The organism is Arthrobacter gandavensis (genome assembly GCF_039528575.1).
Lineage (GTDB): Bacteria > Actinomycetota > Actinomycetes > Actinomycetales > Micrococcaceae > Arthrobacter_B > Arthrobacter_B citreus_B.
The window spans coordinates 203922-224208 of the sequence record NZ_BAAALV010000005.1; the positions used below are offsets into that span (position 1 = coordinate 203922).

Consider the following 20287-nt stretch of genomic DNA (forward strand, 5'->3'; position numbering starts at 1 on the left):
GGGTCCTTTGGTTCTAGAAGCCGGGAAGCAGGGAAACGGCAAGGTCAATCAGCTTGATGCCGAGGAACGGGGCCACCACTCCGCCAACGCCGAAGACCAGCAGGTTGCGGCTGAGGATGCCCGAAGCTCCGGCGGCGCGGTACTTCACACCGCGCAGGGCCAGCGGGATCAGGGCCAGGATCACGACGGCGTTGAAGATCACCGCGGAAAGGATCGCCGAGGCGGGGGAGTGCAGGCCCATAATGTTCAGGACCGCCAGCCCGGGGAATAGCCCCATGAACATGGCCGGAATGATCGCGAAGTACTTGGCGACGTCGTTGGCGATGGAGAACGTGGTCAGCGCGCCGCGGGTGATGAGCAGCTGCTTGCCGATTCGCACAATGTCGATCAGCTTGGTGGGATCCGAATCCAGGTCCACCATGTTGCCGGCTTCCTTGGCCGCAGACGTGCCGGTATTCATGGCGACGCCTACATCGGCCTGGGCCAGTGCGGGTGCATCGTTTGTGCCGTCGCCGGTCATAGCCACCAGCCGGCCGCCTTCCTGCTCCCTGCGGATCAGGGCAATTTTGTCCTCCGGTGTGGCTTCGGCCAGGTAGTCGTCCACCCCGGCTTCGGCAGCAATGGCCTTGGCGGTGCGGGGATTGTCGCCGGTCACCATCACCGTTCGGATGCCCATCCGGCGCAGCTCGGCAAAACGTTCCTTCAGGCCCTGTTTCACCACGTCCTTGAGGTAGACCACGCCGAGGATCCGGGCCACGCCCGCTGCGTCCCGCTCTGCGACCACCAGCGGGGTGCCGCCTGCGGCGGAGACCGTGTCCACCCGGTACGTGAGGTCGGCGAGGACGTCGACGGCGATGCCTCCGGACTCGGCCGCCCAGTCCAGAACCGCAGACCCGGCTCCCTTGCGCACGCTGGAGCCGTCCTGGAAATCCAGTCCGCTCATTCGGGTCTGGGCCGTGAACGGGATCCCCGCCGCGCCGGGGGCCGGTTCTGCCGCCACGCCGCGGGAGGCAGCCAGCTCCACGATGGACCTTCCCTCCGGAGTGGGATCCAGTGCCGAGGACAGTGCGGCAGCCCGGATCAGTTCCTCCTGCGGCGCTCCGGCCACCGGGTAGAACTCGGCGGCCTGGCGGTTGCCGTACGTGATGGTGCCGGTCTTATCCAGCAGCAGGGTGGTTACGTCTCCGGCAGCCTCGACCGCACGGCCGGACATTGCCAGCACATTGTGCTGCACCAGGCGGTCCATGCCGGCGATGCCGATGGCCGAGAGCAGGGCACCGATGGTGGTGGGGATCAGGCAGACCAGCAGGGCGGTGAGCACGGGAACACTGATCACGGCTCCGGCGTATCCGGCCATCGGATTCAGGGTCAGCACCACCAGCAGGAAGACCAGGGTGAGGGTGGAGAGCAGGATGTCCAGTGCCACCTCGTTGGGGGTTTTCCGGCGCGCGGCTCCTTCCACCAGGGAGATCATCCGGTCCACGAAAGTCTCACCCGGGCGGCTGGTGATCCGGACGACGATCCGGTCCGAAAGCACCCGTGTACCGCCGGTTACCGCCGACCGGTCGCCGCCTGATTCCCTCACCACCGGCGCGGATTCGCCGGTAATGGCCGACTCATCGACGGAGGCGATGCCTTCGATGATGTCTCCATCACCGGGAATGACTTCACCGGCGGTGACTACAACGACGTCGCCCAGCACCAGGTCTGCCGACGCCACGTCTTCCACAGCGGCGTTCAGCGCGGCCGGGTCTGAGGCCGGATCGTACCCGCTGACCCGCCGGGCAGCCGTGGTGCTGCGGGTGGCCCGCAGCGAGGCCGCCTGTGCCTTGCCGCGGCCTTCGGCCACAGCTTCCGCGAGGTTCGCGAACAGCACGGTCAGCCAGAGCCAGATAGCAATCAGCCAGGTGAATCCGGCGGGCACCGGGGAGCCTCCGGATTCCGGGGACCCGCCGGTGAAGGATTCAGCAATGGCGATCACGGTGATGAGGGCTGCGCCGGCTTCCACGATGAACATGACCGGGGTGCGCCACATCCTCCGGGGGTCCAGTTTGCGCAGCGCCTCCGGGACGGCAGCGGCGGCCTGCTTCAGGCCCAGGGATGCCGGCGGGGCCGGTACGGGTGCCGGGGTGCTGCCCGGCTGCGGACGATGCTGTTTGGTGAGGATGGACATGTCAGATCAGTCCTTCTGCCAGGGGACCCAGCGCGAGTACGGGAAAGAAGGTGAGGGCGGTGACGAGCACGGTAACGCCGCTGAGCATCAGCACGGACTGGGGCCGGTGCGTGGGCAGCGTTCCGGCCGTGGCCGGCACCTTACCCTGCGCGGCCAGGGTTCCGGCGAGCGCCAGGACGAAGATGATGGGCAGGAACCGGCCGAGCAGCATGGCCAGGCCCAGCGCCGTGTTCAGCCACGGCGTGTTGGCAGTCAGCCCGGCGAAGGCCGAACCGTTGTTGTTGGCCGCGGAGGTGAACGCGTAGAGCACCTCGCTGAAGCCATGCGGGCCGCTGTTCAGCATGGAGGTGTCTTCAATTTCCGTGCGGATGCCAGGCAGGGCGAAGCTCAGGGAGGTGCCGGCGAGGACCAGCGCGGGCATGGTCAGCACGTACAGGCAGGCCAGCTTGATCTCCCGCGGGCCGATCTTCTTGCCCAGGTACTCGGGGGTTCGGCCAACCAGCAGCCCGGAAATGAAGGCCGCGACGACGGCCAGCACCAGCATGCCGTAGAGCCCGGAACCCACCCCGCCCGGGGCAATCTCGCCGAGCATCATGTTCAGCATGGCCATCATGCCGCCGAGAGCTCCGAAGCTGTCATGCATGGAGTTCACGGCACCGGTGGAGGTCAGGGTGCTGGTGCTGCCGAACAGGGTGGAGCCGGCGACGCCAAAGCGGGTTTCCTTGCCCTCCATGGCACCGGCGGTCCCGTTGGCTGCAGCGAACTCAAACGCCGTCATGGCAGCCAGGGACAGGACGAAGATGCCCGCCATGGCGGCGAGGATGGCGTACCCCTGCCTGCGGTCACCGATCATGGCGCCAAACGTGCGCGGCAGCGAGAACGGAATGATGAGCATCAGCAGCACGGAGACCAGGTTGGTAAACGCGGTTGGGTTCTCGAACGGGTGGGCGGAGTTCGCGTTGAAGAACCCGCCGCCGTTGGTGCCCAGCAGCTTGATGGCTTCCTGCGTGGCCACCGGGCCGCCCGGGATGCTCTGGGTGCCTCCGGCCAGGGTTGAAACCTCGGTGAAGCCGGTGAAGTTCTGGATGACCCCGCCCAGCAGCAGAAACACGGCTCCCACTGCCGCACCCGGCAGCAGGATGCGGGTGAGGGACCGGGTCAGGTCCACCCAGAAATTGCCGATGGTCACGGCCCCGCGGCCAGCGAAGCCCCGCACCAGGGCAATGGCCACGCAGAGCCCGACGGCGGCGGACAGGAAATTCTGGACCGCCAGGCCCGTGGCCTGGACGGCGTAGCCCATGGTGGCTTCGGGCGAGTAGGACTGCCAGTTGGTATTGGTTACGAAGGACACCGCGGTGTTGAAGGACAGGCCCTCCGGAACAGCGGGCAGTCCCAGGGAAGCTGGAAGCAGCGGCTGGAGCCGCTGCACCAGATACAGTGCCAGCACGCCCAGCGCCGAGAACACCAGGACCGACCGAAGATAGGACTGCCAGGGCTGCCCCGAGCGCGGGGCGACGCCCAGCACCCGGTACACGCCGCGTTCGGCAGCCAGGTCCTTCTGCGAGGTATAGGCGTGAGCCATGTAGTCGCCCAGCGGACGGTGCACCAGTGCAAGGAACAGGGCGACGGCGAGGAACTGGCCGAGCGCCAGCCAGCCCGCCATCAGAATTTCTCCGGCCGCAGGAGTGCAGCCAGCGCGTAGACCGCCGAGGCGGCAGCCAGGATCAGCGCAGCGTAGTCGAAGACGTTCACAGCTTCTCCACCGCCCGCGCCAGCAGTGCCAGTCCGGCGAAGAACGCCGCCGTTCCCGCGACTATCAGTACATCCAGCAAGGGGTGCCCCCAACAAACTCGTTCGTGCTCCCACCGGTCCGGAAGGAGGGCGCCGTGAAGCGCCGAAACGAGTAGAAACCCCGTACCGGGGTGTTTGGGGAATCCTCACGGATTCCTAACGCCAGGCAGGCAGACCATAACGAATTCCCTGCGGTTCGGGCCCTGGGAGGTCGGCTGGCCGGTGTTGCCGTTCCGCGGGGCATGGCGCAGCCCGTAGTGTTTTCCGCACCCGGAGCCGCTAGTTTCCCCTTGGAGTCATCGTGTCGATCCTCACCCTGCTGCTCCCGCTGGCCGGGATCATCGCCGCCGTGATCCTGATAGTGCTCATCTTCCGCGGCTCACGTATCCCGGTGGAGGATGTCCAGGGCCGCAAACGGGTCAACCGCTGGTTCTGGATCCTGGGAGTGTTCGTGGCGGCAGTGTTTGTTTTCCTGACCTTCGCATGAGCCGGACCTGGTCCGGGACAAAGGTCCGCGCAGGTCAGCGCTGGCCGGCGGATACCCTAGAAGGATGGACAAAGGCCAAACCCTCCGCGTTGCCGTGATCGGTGCCGGTCCGCGCGGTGTCTCGGTCCTTGACCGGCTGCTTGCCCGCTACCTGGAACTGCCGGCTGCGGACCGGCCTGTGCTGCAGGTCAGCATGGTTGATCCGTTCAACCCGGGGCCCGGGCATGTGTGGCGGACCAGCCAGTCCCGGCAGTTCCTGATGAACACCCCCTGCCTTTTCCCTACGGTGGTCCCCGCTGGGCGGACAGCCGAAGAACTCGCTCCCTCAGCCACAGGGCTCTCGCTGGGACAGTGGGTGCGCCTGATGGCCCAGGACCCGGCACCTGCGCTGAGCGCCGGGGACCGGGAGGAAATCGCCTGCCTTGGCCCTGCCGATTTCCCCAGCCGCGCCCTGTACGGCAGGTATCTGGAATGGACCTACGCGCATCTGGCGGATGCTGCCGCCCAGGCGGGCGCCGTCGTCGTCCATCACCGGGCCGAAGCCCTGTCGCTGCAGCGTCTGGGCACCGGGTTTGTCATTGATCTGGCGGGGGAGGACCCGCTGGCTGCGGACGCCGTGGTCCTCGCCCTGGGCCATCTGCCGGCAGCCCTCACGCCCGAGCAGAACCGGCTTAGCGATGCCGCCTCCCGGCTGGGGCTGCAGTACCTGCCCCCGGCCGTGCCCTCGGACGCGGACTTCTCCGTGCTGCCCGCCGGGGAACCTGTGCTGGTCCGCGGCCTGGGACTGAACTTCTTTGACATCATGGCGCATGTGACCCTGGGCCGCGGCGGAGTGTTTGTGCCAACCGGGGAGCCCGCGGGCCGTGCCCTGCGCTACGAGCCTTCCGGCCGGGAACCGGTGCTGGTGGCCGCCTCGCGCCGCGGCACCCCGTACCGTGCCAAGGCAAAACTCGAGAGTTATGTGCCGCGCAGCGTGACCCTGCGCTGGTTTACCCAGGAAACTGCCGGGAGGTTTGCCGCGGAAGGCATCCAGCCCGGGTTCGACCACGACCTCTGGCCGCTGCTGCACCGCGATGCCGTGTGGGCTTACTACTCAACCCTGGCGCGGACCACCCCGGACTGCCTCACAATCCCGGCTGACGACTTCCTCGCTGAGCTGGAAGCCGCGCTCAATGTGGCCGGCCCGGACTGGGATGCCGCAAAGGAAGAAGTCCTGGCGCGCTGCGTGCCGTCGGACCAGCGGGCCAGCCTGGAAGCTTTGGCCCAGCCGCTGGGCCGGCGTCCGTTCGCCGGTCCCGAGGACCTGGACGCAGAAATCCTGCGCTATCTGGAGGACGACGCTGCCGGCTCCGCGAAGGGCGAGGACGACCCGCTGAAGATGGCCATCGGTGCGCTGAACGCCGGCCGTTCCCTGCTGAAGGCAGTAGTGGCCGACGGCGGACTGGCGGAGGAATCCTGGCTCACTGAACTGCGCGGCTGGTTTGAACCCCTGGTGGAGGGGCTGGCCTCCGGGCCGCCGCCGGAACGGATCGAACAGCTCGCCGCCCTGGTGCGCGCAGGGCTGGTCCACTTTGTGGGTCCGGACCCGCGTTTCGACGTCGATGAAGCCCGCGCCGTCTTCACCGCGTCTTCTCCCTGGGTAGCAGGTGAGTACGCGGCCACCACTCTCGTGGAGGCGATGATGCCGCCCAACCGGGTCAACGCAACGCTCTCACCACTGCTGGCGGATCTGCTGCACCGCGGAGAAGCCCGGCCCAAGGTGATGATGGCGCCCAACGGCACGCCCGTCCTTACGCCGGGGCTGGATGTTTCACTGCCGCCGTACCGTCCGCTGGACGTCAAGGGCAAACCCCAGGAGAACCTCTACGTCCTGGGCCTGCAGCTCTCCTCGGTGCAATGGGGCACCGCGATCGCCGCGGAATCCGGAGCCCCGGCCTCAGCCGGTTCCCGGACCCTGCGCGACGCCGATGACATTGCTGCGGCGCTCCTGGCCGGCCCCGGACTGCCCCGGGACCGGCAGGAGCCCGCTAGAACGGGTACTGACGCGGTTCGTGCTGGAGCGTGACTGTCTGGTCCTGAGTGAACTCCTCGACGGCCCACTCGCCGTTGAACCGGCCCAGGCCGGAGTTCTTCACCCCGCCGAAGGCTACGTGCACTTCATCATGGACAGGCATGTCATTCACGTGGGCCATGCCCACCTGCAGCTTCCGGGCGAACTGCAGCCCGCCCTCGGCTGAGGCGGTGAAGACTGCGCCGGAGAGGCCCTGCGGGGTGGCGTTGGCCAGTTCCAGTGCATGAGCGGCGTCGCGTGCGCGCTGGATGCCTGCGATCGGGCCGAAGATCTCCTCGCGTGCCAGCTCCATGTCCTGGGTGACGCCGGTGAAGATCCACGGGCTGAGGACCTGCCCGTTGGTGCTGCCTTCCAGGACGGTTTCAGCACCTTCTTCCTTGGCCTGGTTGATCTTGGTTTCCAGGCCTTCGATCTGCTTGGCGTTGATGATCGGGCCGATCACGGTCTTCGGATCCGAGGGATCGCCCACGGGCAATGACCGTACGTGCTGGGTGAACTTCTCCACGAACTCGTCATGGATGGAGTCCTCAAGGATGATCCGGTTGATTGCCATGCAGATCTGTCCCTGGTGCAGGAACTTGCCCATTACCGCGGCACGGACGGCCTGGTCCACATCGGCATCAGCCAGGACCACGAACGGGCCGTTGCCGCCGAGTTCAAGCGCCGTGTACTTGAGGTGGTCACCGCTCGCGGCGAGGGCGCCCACGTTCTTGCCCACCGCCGTCGAGCCCGTAAACGAAATCAGGGACGGGACGGGGTGCTCCACGAAGGCATCGCCGATTTCGGAGCCGGCGCCGGCCACTACGCTCAGCACGCCGGCCGGCAGCCCTGCTTCCTCAAAGACCTTGGCAATCAGCAGGCCGCCGGTGACCGGTGTGTCGCTTGCCGGCTTAAGAACGACGGCGTTGCCGAGTGCAAGGGCGGGTGCCACGGAACGCTGGGAGAGGTGGAGCGGGAAGTTCCAGGGACTGATGACGCCGACGACGCCGAGCGGGCCGCGGTAGACGCGGTCTTCCTTGCCGGGGATATCGGAATCAAGGATCTGGCCGTGGACGCGGTGGGGAAAGGACGCAGATTCTCGGGTGATGGCAGTTGCCGAGTCGATCTCGATCGCGGCCTTTACCGCTGTGCTGCCGGATTCAGCTGCGAGCCAGGCGGCGATTTCATCGCGCCGTTCTTCCAGGATGTCGGCGGCACGCTCCAAGATGCGGCGGCGTTCGGCCGGGGGAGTGGCGGCCCAGTCCGGCTGGGCTTCCTGCGCGCTGCGGTATGCATCGTCGAGGTCTTCGCTGGAGGCCAGCTGCAGGGTCAGGAGTTCTTCGCCGGTGTAGGGGTTCGTGTCCGGGGATGCTTTGTGTGAACGGCCTTCGCGCCATTCTCCGGCGATGAACTGCTTGGCCGGGATCCAGCCGGATGCTGCGGGGTTGGCGGCGGTCATGGGCGTTCTCCTTTGTGAGGGTACGTTTCTGACGATGCCGGGTATAACCAAGCATACTTACTTCTTGTTCCCTGTTTGGTCCGGGAATCTTGGCCTGGTTGGTCCGTTCCAGCCGGTGCATGACCGCGGTGCGGAACCTGGCTCGGTGCAGGGGCCTTCAAGCTTCGGGGAGATAAGCGTTTTGGGCCTGGCTGCCGAAACCTTCGGGGAGTAAACGTCGATTTGGGCCTGGCTGCCGAAACCTTCGGGGAGTAAACGTCGTTTTGGGCCTGGCTGCCGAAACCTTCGGGGAGTAAACGTCGCTTTGGGCCCACTTTAGCGACGTCAAGTCACCGAGGGTTTGCGTAAATGGAGGCTAAACGACGTTATGTCACCGAGGGTTTGGCGGGCTGGGCCACAGGTCGCGCGGGTGGCCAATCCGCAGCAGCCGGCCAACGAGTAGGAATTCAGGTACTGGCTACAGCAGACAGCCAGAGGTTTGCGGGCTAGATTCGGTCCGCCGGGGCGCCCGTTCCGGCACAGTCTCGTATCCCGGGGGATTCTGGTGGAGGTAACGACTCAGGTGAGCCTGCCTGCAAGGACCGGGGTGCCGCCAGTGCGGGTCGGGCCATGAGCTGGAAGCGGTTCTGGGCCATCATGGCCGTCTGCCTGGCGCTCATGGTGCTGGCGATAATGCTTGTGCTGGATGGCGGCGACATCAATGACCCGGACTTCATGTGCAGGTTCGGCATGGGCCGCAGTTCGTGGGTATGCGACCAGTCTTGACTGTCCATCGCGCAGCCATCCAACAACGAGGAGTGATGAGTGGACATTTCCTGGCCCGGACTGATCATCGGAACGCTGATGACCGCCGCCTGTATTTTCGCTTTTCGCAAGAGGGACGCCATCAGCGGTTTCGCCAGCTCCCAGCCTGAGTTCTTTCTGGGGAAGAAGATCGCGACGAAGGTGGACACGGCCCCGGAGCGTATGAAGGCAGCTCTCCTGTTGCCGATCCTCGGCGGAATCGTGATGGGAGCAGTGTTGGTCATTCTGTCCCTGACCGGGGTTATGGCACGTTCTGCCCACGACGGGCCTGATCCTTTGAGTCAGGGATTCGACCCGCTGGTGCTCGTTTTTATTGTGCTGGTGCTGATAGCCCTGGGCTTCGGCGCACTCGGGCTTATCCAGACTGTCGTCCGCAAGACAAACCCGCCAACCCCCGCACAATTGAGGGGCCTGGGGCTGGCCGGCATGGGATTTATGGTGGCAGCGGGTGTGGTCTTCTACTTCATAACCAGCAGCTAGCCACCCAAAAAACCACGACGGGCCCGCGCCCCGGATAGGAGCGCGGGCCGGAGAGGTAAAACCGGCGAGAAGAGCTACGCGGCCGGAACAACCTTCAGCGCAGAATTCCACTGGTAGGCGGGAAGCTCTTCGTTGGCGGAAAGCAGGATGTGCAGGAAGCCCATGTGCTCGAGCTGGCGGGCACGGCGCTGCGGGCCGACGACGACGGGATTCAGCCCTGCAGCGGAAGCGAACTCGACCACGGCCTGGGTTGCAGCGGCGTCGTCCCCTGCGATGAGTACATCCAGCGGGTGTCCGGCAACGGTTCCGTCCGAGAGGGTGGCGGCGAAGGTTGTGTTGAAGGCCTTGACCACCTTTGCCCCGGTTGCCTTCTGCAGTTCCTCGGCCGCGGAGCTGTCAGCGGGAACGGACAGCGAATCGAAGGTTGCGAAATCCACGGGGTTGGTGATGTCCACGTACACCTTGCCGGTCAGTGCATCGCCGTACTGCTCCACGATGGCCCGGGAGGCGTCGAAGTAGACCGCCGGAATTACCAGGGCGCCGGTGAGCTGCTCACCCAGGACTCCGGTGGTGATCTTCCCGTCCAGTTCTGCCGCGAGGGAGTCGGCCTTCGCCTTGTCCTCGTGGGCCAGGAGCTGGACCGAACGTCCCGCTGCCACTGCTCGGGCAGCCAGCCCGCGCGCCATGTTGCCGGTACCGATGATGGTGAGATCAGTCATTGTCTTCTTCTTTCGAAAGAGGGGGAAACGGAAAGCCACTGGATTCTTTTCGGATAGGGGCGGCAGCGAAAACCGCCAAAAACTTGAAGCTTCAACTACTATTGCACAACTTTATTGAAGCTTCAACTAGTGTGGGAGTCTAGTCACCTAGTGAAATTGCTGTTTTACTAGGTGGCAACATCTGGTGAGGAAAGCAGCACTATGGCCGAGACAGCTAAGGCAGACAGCACCACCCGGACAGTGGAGCGCGCGCTGTCCCTGCTCAGCGTGGTGTGCCGCCAGGGCGCAGTGACGCAGTCCGAAGCCGCGAAAGCCGCCGGCCTCTCCACCAGTACCGCGCTCCGTCTGCTCCGCACCCTGGAAGGAACCGACTTCCTGCGGCGGGAAGAGAGCGGGACCTACCGCCCGGGGCCCGCGATCGTGCAGCTCGGAGTCCTCGCCCTAAGCTCGGAATCCCTGGTCGCCACCTACCGCGACGCGATGGACCGGATCGTGGATCAGACCGGCGAATCCACCTACCTCAGCATTCCGGCAGCGGGCGGCCACGGCCTGTACATTGCGATCTCCGAAGGCACGCAGTCCGTCCGGCACGCCAACTGGGTGGGCCGCCGTTTCGATCTGGAAACCAGTGCAGCCGGAAAGGCAATGCGCGGCGAGGTCGACGGGACCGCCTGCGCCGTGGTGAGCGACGGCGTCGAACCCGACATCACAGCGATCGCTGTGCCGCTGACCGCAGGCGGAAAAGCCGTGGCCGCCATGAGCGTGGTGGTGCCCAGCTACCGCATCACGCCAGGCCGGCTCAAAGACATCAGCCAGATACTGGCCACCGAGACAGCCGCAGTCCACGCCTTCGGCTAAAAACAACCCGGCTAACCGACAACGACGACGGAGAACCCCATGAACGAAAACACCCCGCGCACCGTCCGTGCCCCGCGCGGTACCGGCCTGAACGCCCGCAGCTGGCAGACCGAAGCGCCCCTGCGGATGCTGATGAACAACCTGGACCCCGAGGTTGCCGAACGGCCCGAGGACCTGGTGGTTTACGGCGGCACCGGCAAGGCTGCCCGGAACTGGGAGTCCTTCGACGCGATTGTCCGCACCCTGAAGACTCTCGACGACGACGAGACCCTCCTGGTGCAGTCCGGTAAACCCGTGGGAGTGTTCCGCACCAATGAGTGGGCGCCGCGGGTACTGATCGCCAACTCGAACCTGGTGGGGGACTGGTCCACCTGGCCCGAGTTCCGCCGGCTGGAAGCCGAAGGCCTGACCATGTACGGGCAGATGACCGCCGGGTCGTGGATCTATATCGGCACGCAGGGCATCCTGCAGGGCACGTACGAGACCTTCGCTGCCATCGCGAACAAGCGGTTCGGCGGCACCCTGGCCGGCACCGCCACCCTTACCGGCGGCTGCGGCGGCATGGGCGGCGCCCAGCCGCTCGCCGTCACCCTCAACGGCGGAGCGGTACTGATTGTCGACGTCGACGAGTCCCGGCTGCGCCGCCGTGCCGGCAAACGCTACCTCGACGACGTCGAAACCGACCTCGACGCCGCCCTCGCCAAGGTCATGGCCGCCAAGGCCGACGGCCGGGCCCTGTCCGTGGGACTGGTCGGCAACGCCGCGGAAGTCTTCCCCGAACTGCTCCGCCGCCGGAACGCCGGCGATGGTGCGGAGTTCGACATCGTCACGGACCAGACCTCCGCGCACGATCCGCTCAGCTATCTCCCGGAAGGCATCAGCGTCCAGGACTGGCACCGCGAAGCCGACGCCGATCCGGTGGGTTTCACGAAGAAGGCCCAGGCTTCCATGGCCCGCCACGTTGAAGCCATGGTCGGGTTCCAGGACGCCGGCGCCGAAGTGTTCGACTACGGCAACTCGATCCGCGACGAAGCCCGGCAGGGCGGCTATGACCGGGCCTTCGACTTCCCCGGCTTCGTCCCCGCGTACATCCGGCCGCTGTTCTGCGAGGGTATGGGGCCGTTCCGCTGGGTGGCGCTCTCCGGCGACCCGGCGGACATCGCCGTCACGGACGCCGCACTGAAGGACCTCTTTCCGGAAAAGCAGCACCTCCACCGCTGGCTGGACGCCGCCGCGGAACATGTCGAGTTCGAAGGCCTGCCGGCCCGGATTTGCTGGCTGGGCTACGGAGAACGCGCCAAGGCCGGGCTGCTGTTCAACCGGCTGGTCGCCGAAGGCAAGGTGTCCGCGCCGATCGTGATTGGCCGCGACCACCTGGACTCCGGTTCCGTTGCATCCCCCTACCGGGAAACGGAGGCCATGAAGGACGGTTCCGACGCGATCGCTGACTGGCCGCTGCTCAACGCCCTGCTGAACACGTCCTCGGGTGCCACGTGGGTGTCCATCCACCACGGCGGCGGCGTCGGCATTGGCCGGTCCCTGCACGCCGGCCAGGTTTCCGTGGCGGACGGCACCGAACTGGCCGCCCGCAAGCTCGAACGGCTGCTCACCAATGACCCGGGCACCGGGGTCATGCGGCACGTCGACGCCGGCTACGGCGAGGCGGCGCAGGTCGCCAAAGAGCGCGGCGTCCGCATCCCCATGGCCGAATAGGCCCGCACCTCCGGCCGTACCAAGCTTGAACCAGCACCACCGATCCAACCCCAGCAAGGACACCAGCATGGCAGCAGTCACCACCCTCCTCGAAGCAATCTCCGGCACCGGCCGCGATCCCGTCCGCGGCGGCTATACCCGTCCGGTGTTCTCGACAGCGGAGACGGACCTGCGTTCCTGGTTCACCGCAGAAGCCGTAGCCCGCGGTCTCGGCGTCGAGACTGACCGCAACGGCATCCTCTGGGCCTGGTGGGGCGAGCCGGAGAAAGGTGCGCTGGTCACCGGCAGCCACCTGGACTCAGTTCCCGGCGGCGGCGCGTTCGACGGGCCGCTGGGGATCGCCGCAGCCCTGGCCGCCGTCGACGTCCTGAAGGAACGCGGTGTGCAGCGCAACCGGTCCCTCGCCATCACGGTCTTCCCCGAGGAAGAAGGCTCCCGCTTCGGCGTCGCCTGCCTGGGCTCGAGGCTGCTCACCGGAGCGATCGACCCGGACAAGGCCCGGAACCTGCGCGACGACGGCGGAACCACCTTCGCGGACGCCGCCCGGGCCGCCGGGCTGGACCCGGAACATATCGGCCGGGACGAGGACGCGCTCGCACGAATCGGCGATTTCGTGGAACTTCACGTGGAACAGGGCCGCGGACTCGGTGAGGACGGCCCGGCCGTCGCCGTCGGCAGTTCGATCCTGGGCCACGGCCGCTGGAAGCTCACCGTGCAGGGCCAGGGCAACCACGCCGGCACCACGCTGATGGAGGACCGGGAGGACCCCATGGTGGCAGCGGCGCAGATCATCACCGCCGTGCAGCAGGCCGCGGCAGCCCTCCCCGGAGCGCGCGCCACGGTGGGCCGGATCCAGGCCGTCCCGGGCGGCACGAATGTGATCGCTTCCCGGGTGGAACTCTGGCTCGATGCCCGGCATGAGGAGGACGCGCTCACGGCCCAGTTGGTGGAAACCATCCACGGCAAAGCCCAGAAGATCGCCGCCTTCGAAGGCTGCTCCGTGACGCTGGCACAGGAATCCTTCAGCCCGACCGCCACCTTTGATCCGGGACTGCAGCGCCAGCTCCAGCTAGCCCTGCCGCAGGCACCGGTGCTGGCCACCGGTGCCGGGCACGACGCGGGGATCCTGGCTGGGCATGTGCCCGCGGGCATGGTCTTTGTCCGCAACCCCAGCGGAATTTCGCATTCCCCCCAGGAATATGTGGAAGACGCCGACGCCGACTACTCGGCGCAGGCACTGGCCGACGTCCTGGAGGGGCTGCTGTGAGGTCAGGAGTGTGGTGCGAACGGGCCGTGCGGGACGGGCAGGTTGAATCCGGTGTCCGGCTGAGCGTCGATTCCGCGGGCATCGTTGCGGCCGTGGAAACCGGCACCCAGCCCCGTCCGGGTGACCTGGTGCTGAACGGCGTCATTTTCCCCGCCGCGTCCAACGCCCATTCACACGCGTTCCACCGGGCACTGCGTGGACGCACCCACACCGGCGGCGCAGACAGCTTTTGGTCCTGGCGCCAGGGGATGTACCGGGCCGCGGGTGCCCTGACCCCGGAGCTGTATGAGGAGCTGGCCACCGCGGTCTACGCCGAAATGGCCGCGGCCGGTTACACCTCCGTCGCGGAATTCCACTACGTTCACCACCGCCCGGACGGCTCGCCGTACCCGGGGCATGCTATGGAACTGGCCCTGGGCCGCGCCGCCCAGGCTGCCGGAATCCGGCTCACCCTGCTGGATACCTGCTACCTCGCCGGCGGGTTCGGGGAGCCGCTGACGGAGAGCCAGCTCCGCTTCAGTGACGGTTCCGCAGGCGCGTGGCTGGACCGCCTCAAGGGCCTGCGGCACACCTTCGAGGCTGAGTTCGACCCGGCGTACGTGACAGTTGGTGCAGCGCTGCACTCGGTCCGGGCAGTCCCCGAGGACGCCCTGCAGGCCATTGCCGCCGGGCTGGACCCCGACCTGCCCCTGCATATCCACCTCTCCGAGCAGCCCGCCGAAAACCAGGACTGCCTGGCAGCCACCGGATTGACACCGGTCCAGCTGCTTCACCGATACGGGCTGCTGGGTCCCCGGCTGACCGCCGTGCACGCCACGCACCTGACCCCGGAGGACGTCGCGCTGCTCGGGAATGCCGGTGCAACCGTGGCCATGTGCCCCAGCACCGAAGCGGACCTCGCCGACGGAATCGGCCCGGCTGCGGCGCTCGCGGACGCGGGAGCGCGAATTGCGCTTGGCTCGGACCAGCACGCCGTGGTGGATCCGTGGCTGGAGATGCGCGCGCTGGAACACGGCGAACGCCTGGCCTCCGGTGTACGGGGACGGTTCACCCCCGCTGCCCTGCACCAGGCGGTGTCCGACGCCGGCGCTGCCGCCCAGGGACGCCGGGCACCCGGCTTCGCGCCCGGAAGCTCCTGCGACCTGATGGCCGTGGACCCGCACACAACCCGCACGGCTGGAGCTGACCCGGCCCAGCTGGCACTGGCCGCGACCGCCCAGGACGTCACCGCCGTCGTCGTCGGAGGTAAACTCACGGCCGAACGGGGCAGGCACCTGCGGCTGGGGGCGCCGGGTGCGCTGCTGACGGCAGCGATCGCCAGGCTGGACGCCGCCGCGGTGCCGGATCCGGCGGAGGTCCGGCAGTGACCAGCACACTCATCACCAACATCGGCGAGCTCTCCACCATGGACCCCGCCCGCGGAACAGAGTCCGTGCTCAAGCAGGCCGCCGTCGTGCTCGAAGGCGAGCGCATCGCCTGGCTTGGGCCGGCCACACAGGCTCCCGCGGCAGACGCAGTGCACGACGCCGGCGGGCGGGCTGCGCTGCCCGGCTGGGTGGATTCACACACCCACCTGGTGTTCGCCGGAGACCGCAGCGCCGAGTTCGCCGCCCGGCTGGCCGGGGAGGAATACAGTGCCGGCGGCATTGCCGTGACGACGGAAGCCACCCGCAATGCCGGGGATTACGATCTCACCCGCCTGCTGCTGGCCCGCCGCGCCGAGGCAGCGGCCGGGGGAACCACCTGGGTCGAAACCAAGACCGGCTACGGGCTGGACGTTGAGCAGGAAACCCGCAGCGCCCGGATCGCCTCCAGCGTCGTGGACGATGTGACTTTCCTGGGCGCCCATCTGGTTCCGGACGGCATGGACGCCGAGGAGTACACGGACCTGGTCTGCGGCCCGATGCTGGCCGCCGTGCGGCCCTACGTACAGTGGGCGGACGTGTTCTGCGAGCGCGGCGCCTTCACCGAAGACCAGTCCCGCCGGGTGCTCGCCGCATGCCGGGCGGCCGGACTTGGGCTGCGGGTGCACGGCAACCAGCTGGGGCCGGGTGCGGGGGTACGGCTGGCGGTGGAATTCGGCGCTGCGAGCGTGGACCATGTGAACTACCTGTCCGACGGCGACGTGCAGGCGCTCGCGGGCAGCTGGGCCGGCTGGGACAGCGCTGCGGGCAGCGGGACACCGGGAACCGTTGCCACCTGCCTGCCGGCCTGCGACCTGTCCACCCGGCAGCCGCTGGCTCCGGGACGCGAACTGCTGGATGCCGGCGTCGAAATCGCCCTGGCAACGAACTGCAATCCCGGCACGTCCTACACCTCATCCATGGCGTTCTGTGTGGCGACGGCCGTGCTGCAGATGGAACTCAGCGTTCCCGAAGCCATCCGTGCCGCGACCTACGGCGGGGCGCTCGCACTGCGGCGGCACACGGGGAACGACGCCGACGGGCAGCGGGCGGTGGGCTCGATCGCCGTCGGGCACCGGGCAGATATCCACCTGCTGAACGCGCCGTCTGCCGCTTACCTCGCCTACCGCCCCGGGATGCCCCTCACAGCTGCGGTCTGGCGGGCCGGGAAGCGGGTTCCCGGGACAAGGGCAGGCAGCTAAGCCGGGGCGGACACGGCAAAAACCCTGTGCTGCCTATGGACCTGCCCCGTAGGGGGTCCTACGATACAAGGCACACTGGCCTGCGAGCGGCGGGGCCCGTGTACGGACTGAACCTCCTGCGGACCCCTAGGCGGCGCTGATGTCTACGTTGAAGTATTCGGCAGATGAAGGAACAACCGTACCGCCGCGCGTCGTGCCGGTCTCCCGCGGCCGCATCGTCGTCGACTGGCTGACCACCACCGACCACAAGAAGATCGGCTACCTGTACCTGATCACGTCCTTCATTTTCTTCTGCCTGGCCGGGGTCATGGCCCTGATCATCCGGGCCGAGCTCTTCCAGCCGGGACTTGAAATCGTCTCTTCCCGCGAGCAGTACAACCAGCTGTTCACCATGCACGGCACACTGATGCTGCTGATGTTCGCCACCCCGCTCTTCGCCGGCTTTGCGAACGTGATGATGCCGCTGCAGATCGGGGCGCCGGACGTCGCGTTCCCGCGCCTGAACGCCCTGGCCTACTGGTTCTTCCTCTTCGGCTCCCTGATTGCGATCTCAGGGTTCCTGACCCCGCAGGGAGCGGCATCCTTCGGCTGGACGGCGTACGCACCGTTGTCCAACACCACGTTCTCGCCCGGTATCGGCGGGGACCTGTGGGTCTTTGGCCTGGCGCTGTCCGGATTCGGAACCATCCTCGGCTCGGTCAACTTCGTCACCACCATCATCTGCATGCGCGCTCCCGGCATGACCATGTGGCGCATGCCGATCTTCACCTGGAACACGCTGGTCACCGCCATCCTGGTACTGATGGCGTTCCCGCCGCTGGCAGCCGCGCTGTTCGCCCTGGGAGCGGACCGCAGGTTCGACGCCCACATCTTCGATCCGGAGAACGGCGGGGCCATCCTCTGGCAGCACCTGTTCTGGTTCTTCGGCCATCCGGAGGTCTACATCATCGCGCTGCCGTTCTTCGGGATCATCTCGGAAATCCTGCCGGTGTTCAGCCGCAAACCGATCTTCGGCTACAAGGGCCTGATCTTTGCGACGATCGCGATCGCGGGCCTGTCCATGACCGTCTGGGCACACCACATGTACGTCACCGGGCAGGTGTTCCTGCCGTTCTTCGCGATCATGACCATGCTCATCGCCGTGCCCACCGGCGTGAAGTTCTTCAACTGGATCGGCACCATGTGGCGCGGTTCCATTACCTTCGAGACGCCCATGATGTGGGCCCTCGGATTCCTCATCACGTTCCTGTTCGGCGGGCTGACCGGCATCATCCTGTCCTCACCGCCGCTGGACTTCCACGTTTCAGACACCTACTTTGTGGTGGCCCATTTCCATTACGTGGTCTTCGGAACGGTGGTGTTCGCGATGTTCGGCGGGTTCTACTTCTGGTGGCCAAAGTGGACCGGCAAGATGCTCAACGAGCGGCTGGGAAAGATCCACTTCTGGCTGCTGTTCCTGGGCTTCCACCTGACCTTTATGATCCAGCACTGGCTCGGTGTGCTGGGCATGCCGCGGCGCTATGCGGACTACCTGGTGGAGGACAACTTCACGGCGATGAACCAGCTCTCCACCATCGGTTCCCTGATTCTCGGGTTCTCCATGATTCCGTTCTTCTGGAACGTCTACGTGACCTGGCGGCGCGGGAAGAAAGTGGAAGTGGACGATCCGTGGGGTTTTGGGTGCTCACTCGAATGGGCCACGTCCTGCCCGCCGCCGCGGCACAACTTCACGTCGCTGCCCAGGATCCGGTCCGAGCGGCCGGCACTGGACCTGCACCACCCGGAGCTCAAGCCGCGGGCCAATGAGAAGACCGACAACCCCGTGGCCAGTGTGCTCGGCGCAGCCGACATGGGATCCGAGGATCCGAAGAACCCCGACCCCCGGCAGTAGGGCGGGGCCTCAGTGCGGGGTGTCCGCGTGACCGGTCCGGACCACCTGGTGTCTGGCAGCCGTTGCGAAAAACGGCGGGAAGGCCGAGGTCCCGGCGGCACCGGAACCTCGGCTCATCCACCGGTTTACAGGTTGGCTGTCTGCTGGCCTGCACGACCGACGAGTACCAGCCCGGCTCCAATCAGCGGAAGTGCCAGCCACAGCAAGACCGTGCCTGACGCTCCGGTGTCAGCCAGGACGCTCGCTGAACCGGCAGCTGTGGCCGCGGATGTCCACTGCGGTGTTTCGGCAGCGGACATCCGGGTGAGCCCGGTCGTTTCCTCCGCAGCTGAGGAGGCAAGAGCCGGCTCAGTTCCTGTAGAGCCGTTCGGCTGAGGCCCTGCGGGAATCACGAAGGGATCCGTGTCTCCGGGACGGGGGTCGGTGTCGCCGGGACGGGGACCAACTGGAGGCACGGTGCCCAGCGTGGTGGTCTCGGTGATGGCTTCGCCGAGGATTGCCAGGGAGTTGGTGCCGAGGTCGATGGGGATGGTGATGGGTGCGGTGATTTGGGTTCCGGAGAGGAGCCCGTCGGATCCGGAGGTTACCGGTCCGGTGCCGGCCGGTGTTCCGGTGGCAGTGTTCGTCCCGGGTGTCCCGGCTTCGCTGGTGGTCTCGGTGTTGGCTTCGCCGAGGATTGCCAGGGAGTTGGTGCCGAGGTCGATGGGGATGGTGATGGGTGCGGTGATTTGGGTTCCGGAGAGGAGCCCGTCGGATCCGGAGGTTACCGGTTCCGCGTTGGCCGCGGTTGTTCCAAGGGCCAGCAATCCTCCGGCAAAGAGGGTGCCAAGCAGCCCACGTCGAATAATGCAACGCATAGCGAATCTCCTGAGAAGTTATTGGTATGGGGCCGCATGGGGCCCAAATGGCATTCGTCCATCTGGAGACGGACAGAGGCCTAACTAATCAGGGAATCCCTCGTGGTCCAGTGAGACTGGAGAGGGGGCTTTCATGAGCTCCGTGGAAGCGGGCAGGGCAGCCAGCGCCGGAATCCTGAGATGCTGGCCGGAAAGGCAGCCGGGCAGCAGCGGACCTGCCCCCGAAGGACTCACAACGGAGGATCCGGTGCCCAGCGGCAGAAGGCCGCTTTGCGGTGATCCTCCTGGTGTCCCGGCATCCGGGGCGGAAGACACGGGCAGGGCGGACTCCGGGAAGACTTCAGCGCAGGACGCTGCCGTAACCGCAGCCGATTCCCCGTGACTGGCCACGGCGTCGAGTGCCGAGGGGGCCGCGGCATCTTCCTCCGGGTGCGGCTCAGAGGCCGGTGCGGCGAAACGAGCGCTGTCGGCTTCACGCTCTGCTGCCGGGCCGATATCCGGAATCGCTGGCGTTATTGGGGTTTCGCTGCATCCGGATGCGGCGGAAGCCGCGGGGTCACCCAGGCCATCGGGACAAACCAAGCCAGTACCGGCGTCGGAGGCTGGAGGGAGAACGGGAGGCAGGCTCTCAAGGAGGCCGTCTGCGGTCGGGCGAATCGTCTCTACCGCAAAGCCGGTGATGTCGTCGACCGCAGTCAGGATGGGATCAGTGGCAGCAGGCAGCGTCTGCGCCGGGACCAGTGTTCCCACAACCGGAACTGTCTGTACCAGCTCGTCCGCGGCAGTTACTACGCCATGTAAAGCTGGCTGCAGCCGAGGCGCCTCCGGCAGGGAAATACCCGGAGCGGGGGCCTGGGCCGGTGCCTGCGGGGCGGGCAGCAGGCCATCCGTAACCTGATCGACGGTATTAACGGCGGCATCAAGGAGACCCGTAGCCGAGGAACTCACGCTTGCCAGAAGGGAATCCGGTTCAGTCACTGGTTCGGCCGAAGCAGCGGTGGCCGAGAGAGTCAGCCATGAAGCGGCTGCGGCGGCTCCAAGGAGCACAGGACGGACAACCCGCCAAGCTCCTCGTGACGCCTTCATTCCGATGCCCCCCAGTCCAGCAATAAGCACTTCCTTCACTATAGGCA

Annotated in this window: 17 protein-coding genes; 10 read left to right on the top strand and 7 right to left on the bottom strand. The window is 66.7% G+C overall.

What is annotated here, in order from left to right; all coding sequences use genetic code 11:
- Positions 1–13 precede the first annotated feature (13 nt).
- Genes kdpB through ABFX29_RS13155 form a run of 3 tightly spaced genes read right to left on the bottom strand, consistent with a single transcriptional unit; the run spans position 14 to position 3925 of the window.
- Positions 14–2173, bottom strand: coding sequence for a potassium-transporting ATPase subunit KdpB (kdpB, locus tag ABFX29_RS13145; RefSeq protein WP_152228892.1), 2160 nt, complete (start codon positions 2171–2173; stop codon positions 14–16).
- 1 nt (position 2174) lies between these two features.
- Complete coding sequence (gene kdpA, locus ABFX29_RS13150; protein ID WP_152228891.1) at positions 2175–3836, bottom strand: potassium-transporting ATPase subunit KdpA; 1662 nt, start codon at positions 3834–3836, stop codon at positions 2175–2177.
- Positions 3836–3925, bottom strand: coding sequence for a potassium-transporting ATPase subunit F (locus tag ABFX29_RS13155; protein ID WP_152228890.1), 90 nt, complete (start codon positions 3923–3925; stop codon positions 3836–3838). The genes kdpA and ABFX29_RS13155 overlap by 1 nt, the downstream gene beginning before the upstream one ends.
- 340 nt (positions 3926–4265) lie before the next feature.
- On the opposite strand from ABFX29_RS13155, the gene ABFX29_RS13160 reads away from it, so the two are divergent.
- Complete coding sequence (locus ABFX29_RS13160; RefSeq protein WP_055239846.1) at positions 4266–4451, top strand: hypothetical protein; 186 nt, start codon at positions 4266–4268, stop codon at positions 4449–4451.
- Positions 4452–4515: 64 nt separating this feature from the next.
- Positions 4516–6516 (top strand): FAD/NAD(P)-binding protein, encoded by a 2001-nt coding sequence (locus tag ABFX29_RS13165; protein WP_152228889.1) that lies wholly within the window; start codon positions 4516–4518, stop codon positions 6514–6516.
- Here the strand turns inward: ABFX29_RS13165 and ABFX29_RS13170 are convergent.
- Positions 6479–7960, bottom strand: a complete 1482-nt coding sequence (locus ABFX29_RS13170) for an aldehyde dehydrogenase family protein (RefSeq protein ID WP_152228888.1) — start codon at positions 7958–7960, stop codon at positions 6479–6481. The two genes, ABFX29_RS13165 and ABFX29_RS13170, sit on opposite strands and share 38 nt — an antisense overlap.
- A 609-nt stretch (positions 7961–8569) precedes the next feature.
- Here ABFX29_RS13170 and ABFX29_RS13175 point away from each other — a divergent pair.
- The gene (locus tag ABFX29_RS13175) at positions 8570–8725 is read left to right on the top strand and encodes a hypothetical protein (RefSeq protein ID WP_170287787.1); all 156 of its coding nucleotides are present in this window, start codon (positions 8570–8572) and stop codon (positions 8723–8725) included.
- Positions 8726–8764: 39 nt separating this feature from the next.
- The gene (locus tag ABFX29_RS13180; RefSeq protein ID WP_152228887.1) at positions 8765–9244 is read left to right on the top strand and encodes a hypothetical protein; all 480 of its coding nucleotides are present in this window, start codon (positions 8765–8767) and stop codon (positions 9242–9244) included.
- Positions 9245–9318: 74 nt separating this feature from the next.
- On the opposite strand, the gene ABFX29_RS13185 is transcribed toward ABFX29_RS13180, so the two are convergent.
- Positions 9319–9963, bottom strand: coding sequence for an NADPH-dependent F420 reductase (locus ABFX29_RS13185; RefSeq protein WP_152228886.1), 645 nt, complete (start codon positions 9961–9963; stop codon positions 9319–9321).
- A gap of 201 nt (positions 9964–10164) precedes the next feature.
- Between ABFX29_RS13185 and ABFX29_RS13190 the strand changes: the two genes are divergently transcribed.
- The 6 genes from ABFX29_RS13190 (at position 10165) to ctaD (ending at position 18297) form a co-directional block, all read left to right on the top strand.
- Positions 10165–10821 carry an IclR family transcriptional regulator gene (locus ABFX29_RS13190; RefSeq protein WP_152228885.1) on the top strand — a complete coding sequence of 219 codons (657 nt, stop codon included), beginning with the start codon at positions 10165–10167 and terminating at the stop codon, positions 10819–10821.
- A gap of 39 nt (positions 10822–10860) precedes the next feature.
- Positions 10861–12534: a urocanate hydratase gene (gene hutU / locus ABFX29_RS13195; protein ID WP_152228884.1), complete on the top strand. Its 1674-nt coding sequence runs from the start codon at positions 10861–10863 to the stop codon at positions 12532–12534.
- A 67-nt stretch (positions 12535–12601) separates the two neighbouring features.
- The gene (locus ABFX29_RS13200) at positions 12602–13801 is read left to right on the top strand and encodes an allantoate amidohydrolase (RefSeq protein WP_152228883.1); all 1200 of its coding nucleotides are present in this window, start codon (positions 12602–12604) and stop codon (positions 13799–13801) included.
- On the top strand, positions 13798–15168 hold the full coding sequence (locus ABFX29_RS13205) for a formimidoylglutamate deiminase (RefSeq protein WP_246167644.1): 1371 nt from the start codon (positions 13798–13800) through the stop codon (positions 15166–15168). The genes ABFX29_RS13200 and ABFX29_RS13205 overlap by 4 nt, the downstream gene beginning before the upstream one ends.
- A 38-nt stretch (positions 15169–15206) precedes the next feature.
- Positions 15207–16406 carry an amidohydrolase family protein gene (locus tag ABFX29_RS13210; protein WP_211372413.1) on the top strand — a complete coding sequence of 400 codons (1200 nt, stop codon included), beginning with the start codon at positions 15207–15209 and terminating at the stop codon, positions 16404–16406.
- Positions 16407–16545: 139 nt separating this feature from the next.
- On the top strand, positions 16546–18297 hold the full coding sequence (gene ctaD, locus ABFX29_RS13215; RefSeq protein ID WP_055240704.1) for an aa3-type cytochrome oxidase subunit I: 1752 nt from the start codon (positions 16546–16548) through the stop codon (positions 18295–18297).
- Between the two features lie 125 nt (positions 18298–18422).
- Here the strand turns inward: ctaD and ABFX29_RS13220 are convergent, their stop codons facing one another.
- The gene (locus tag ABFX29_RS13220; protein WP_346038496.1) at positions 18423–19154 is read right to left on the bottom strand and encodes a chaplin family protein; all 732 of its coding nucleotides are present in this window, start codon (positions 19152–19154) and stop codon (positions 18423–18425) included.
- Positions 19155–19238: 84 nt separating this feature from the next.
- The gene (locus ABFX29_RS13225) at positions 19239–20270 is read right to left on the bottom strand and encodes a hypothetical protein (protein WP_346038497.1); all 1032 of its coding nucleotides are present in this window, start codon (positions 20268–20270) and stop codon (positions 19239–19241) included.
- Between the last annotated feature and the right edge of the window lie 17 nt (positions 20271–20287).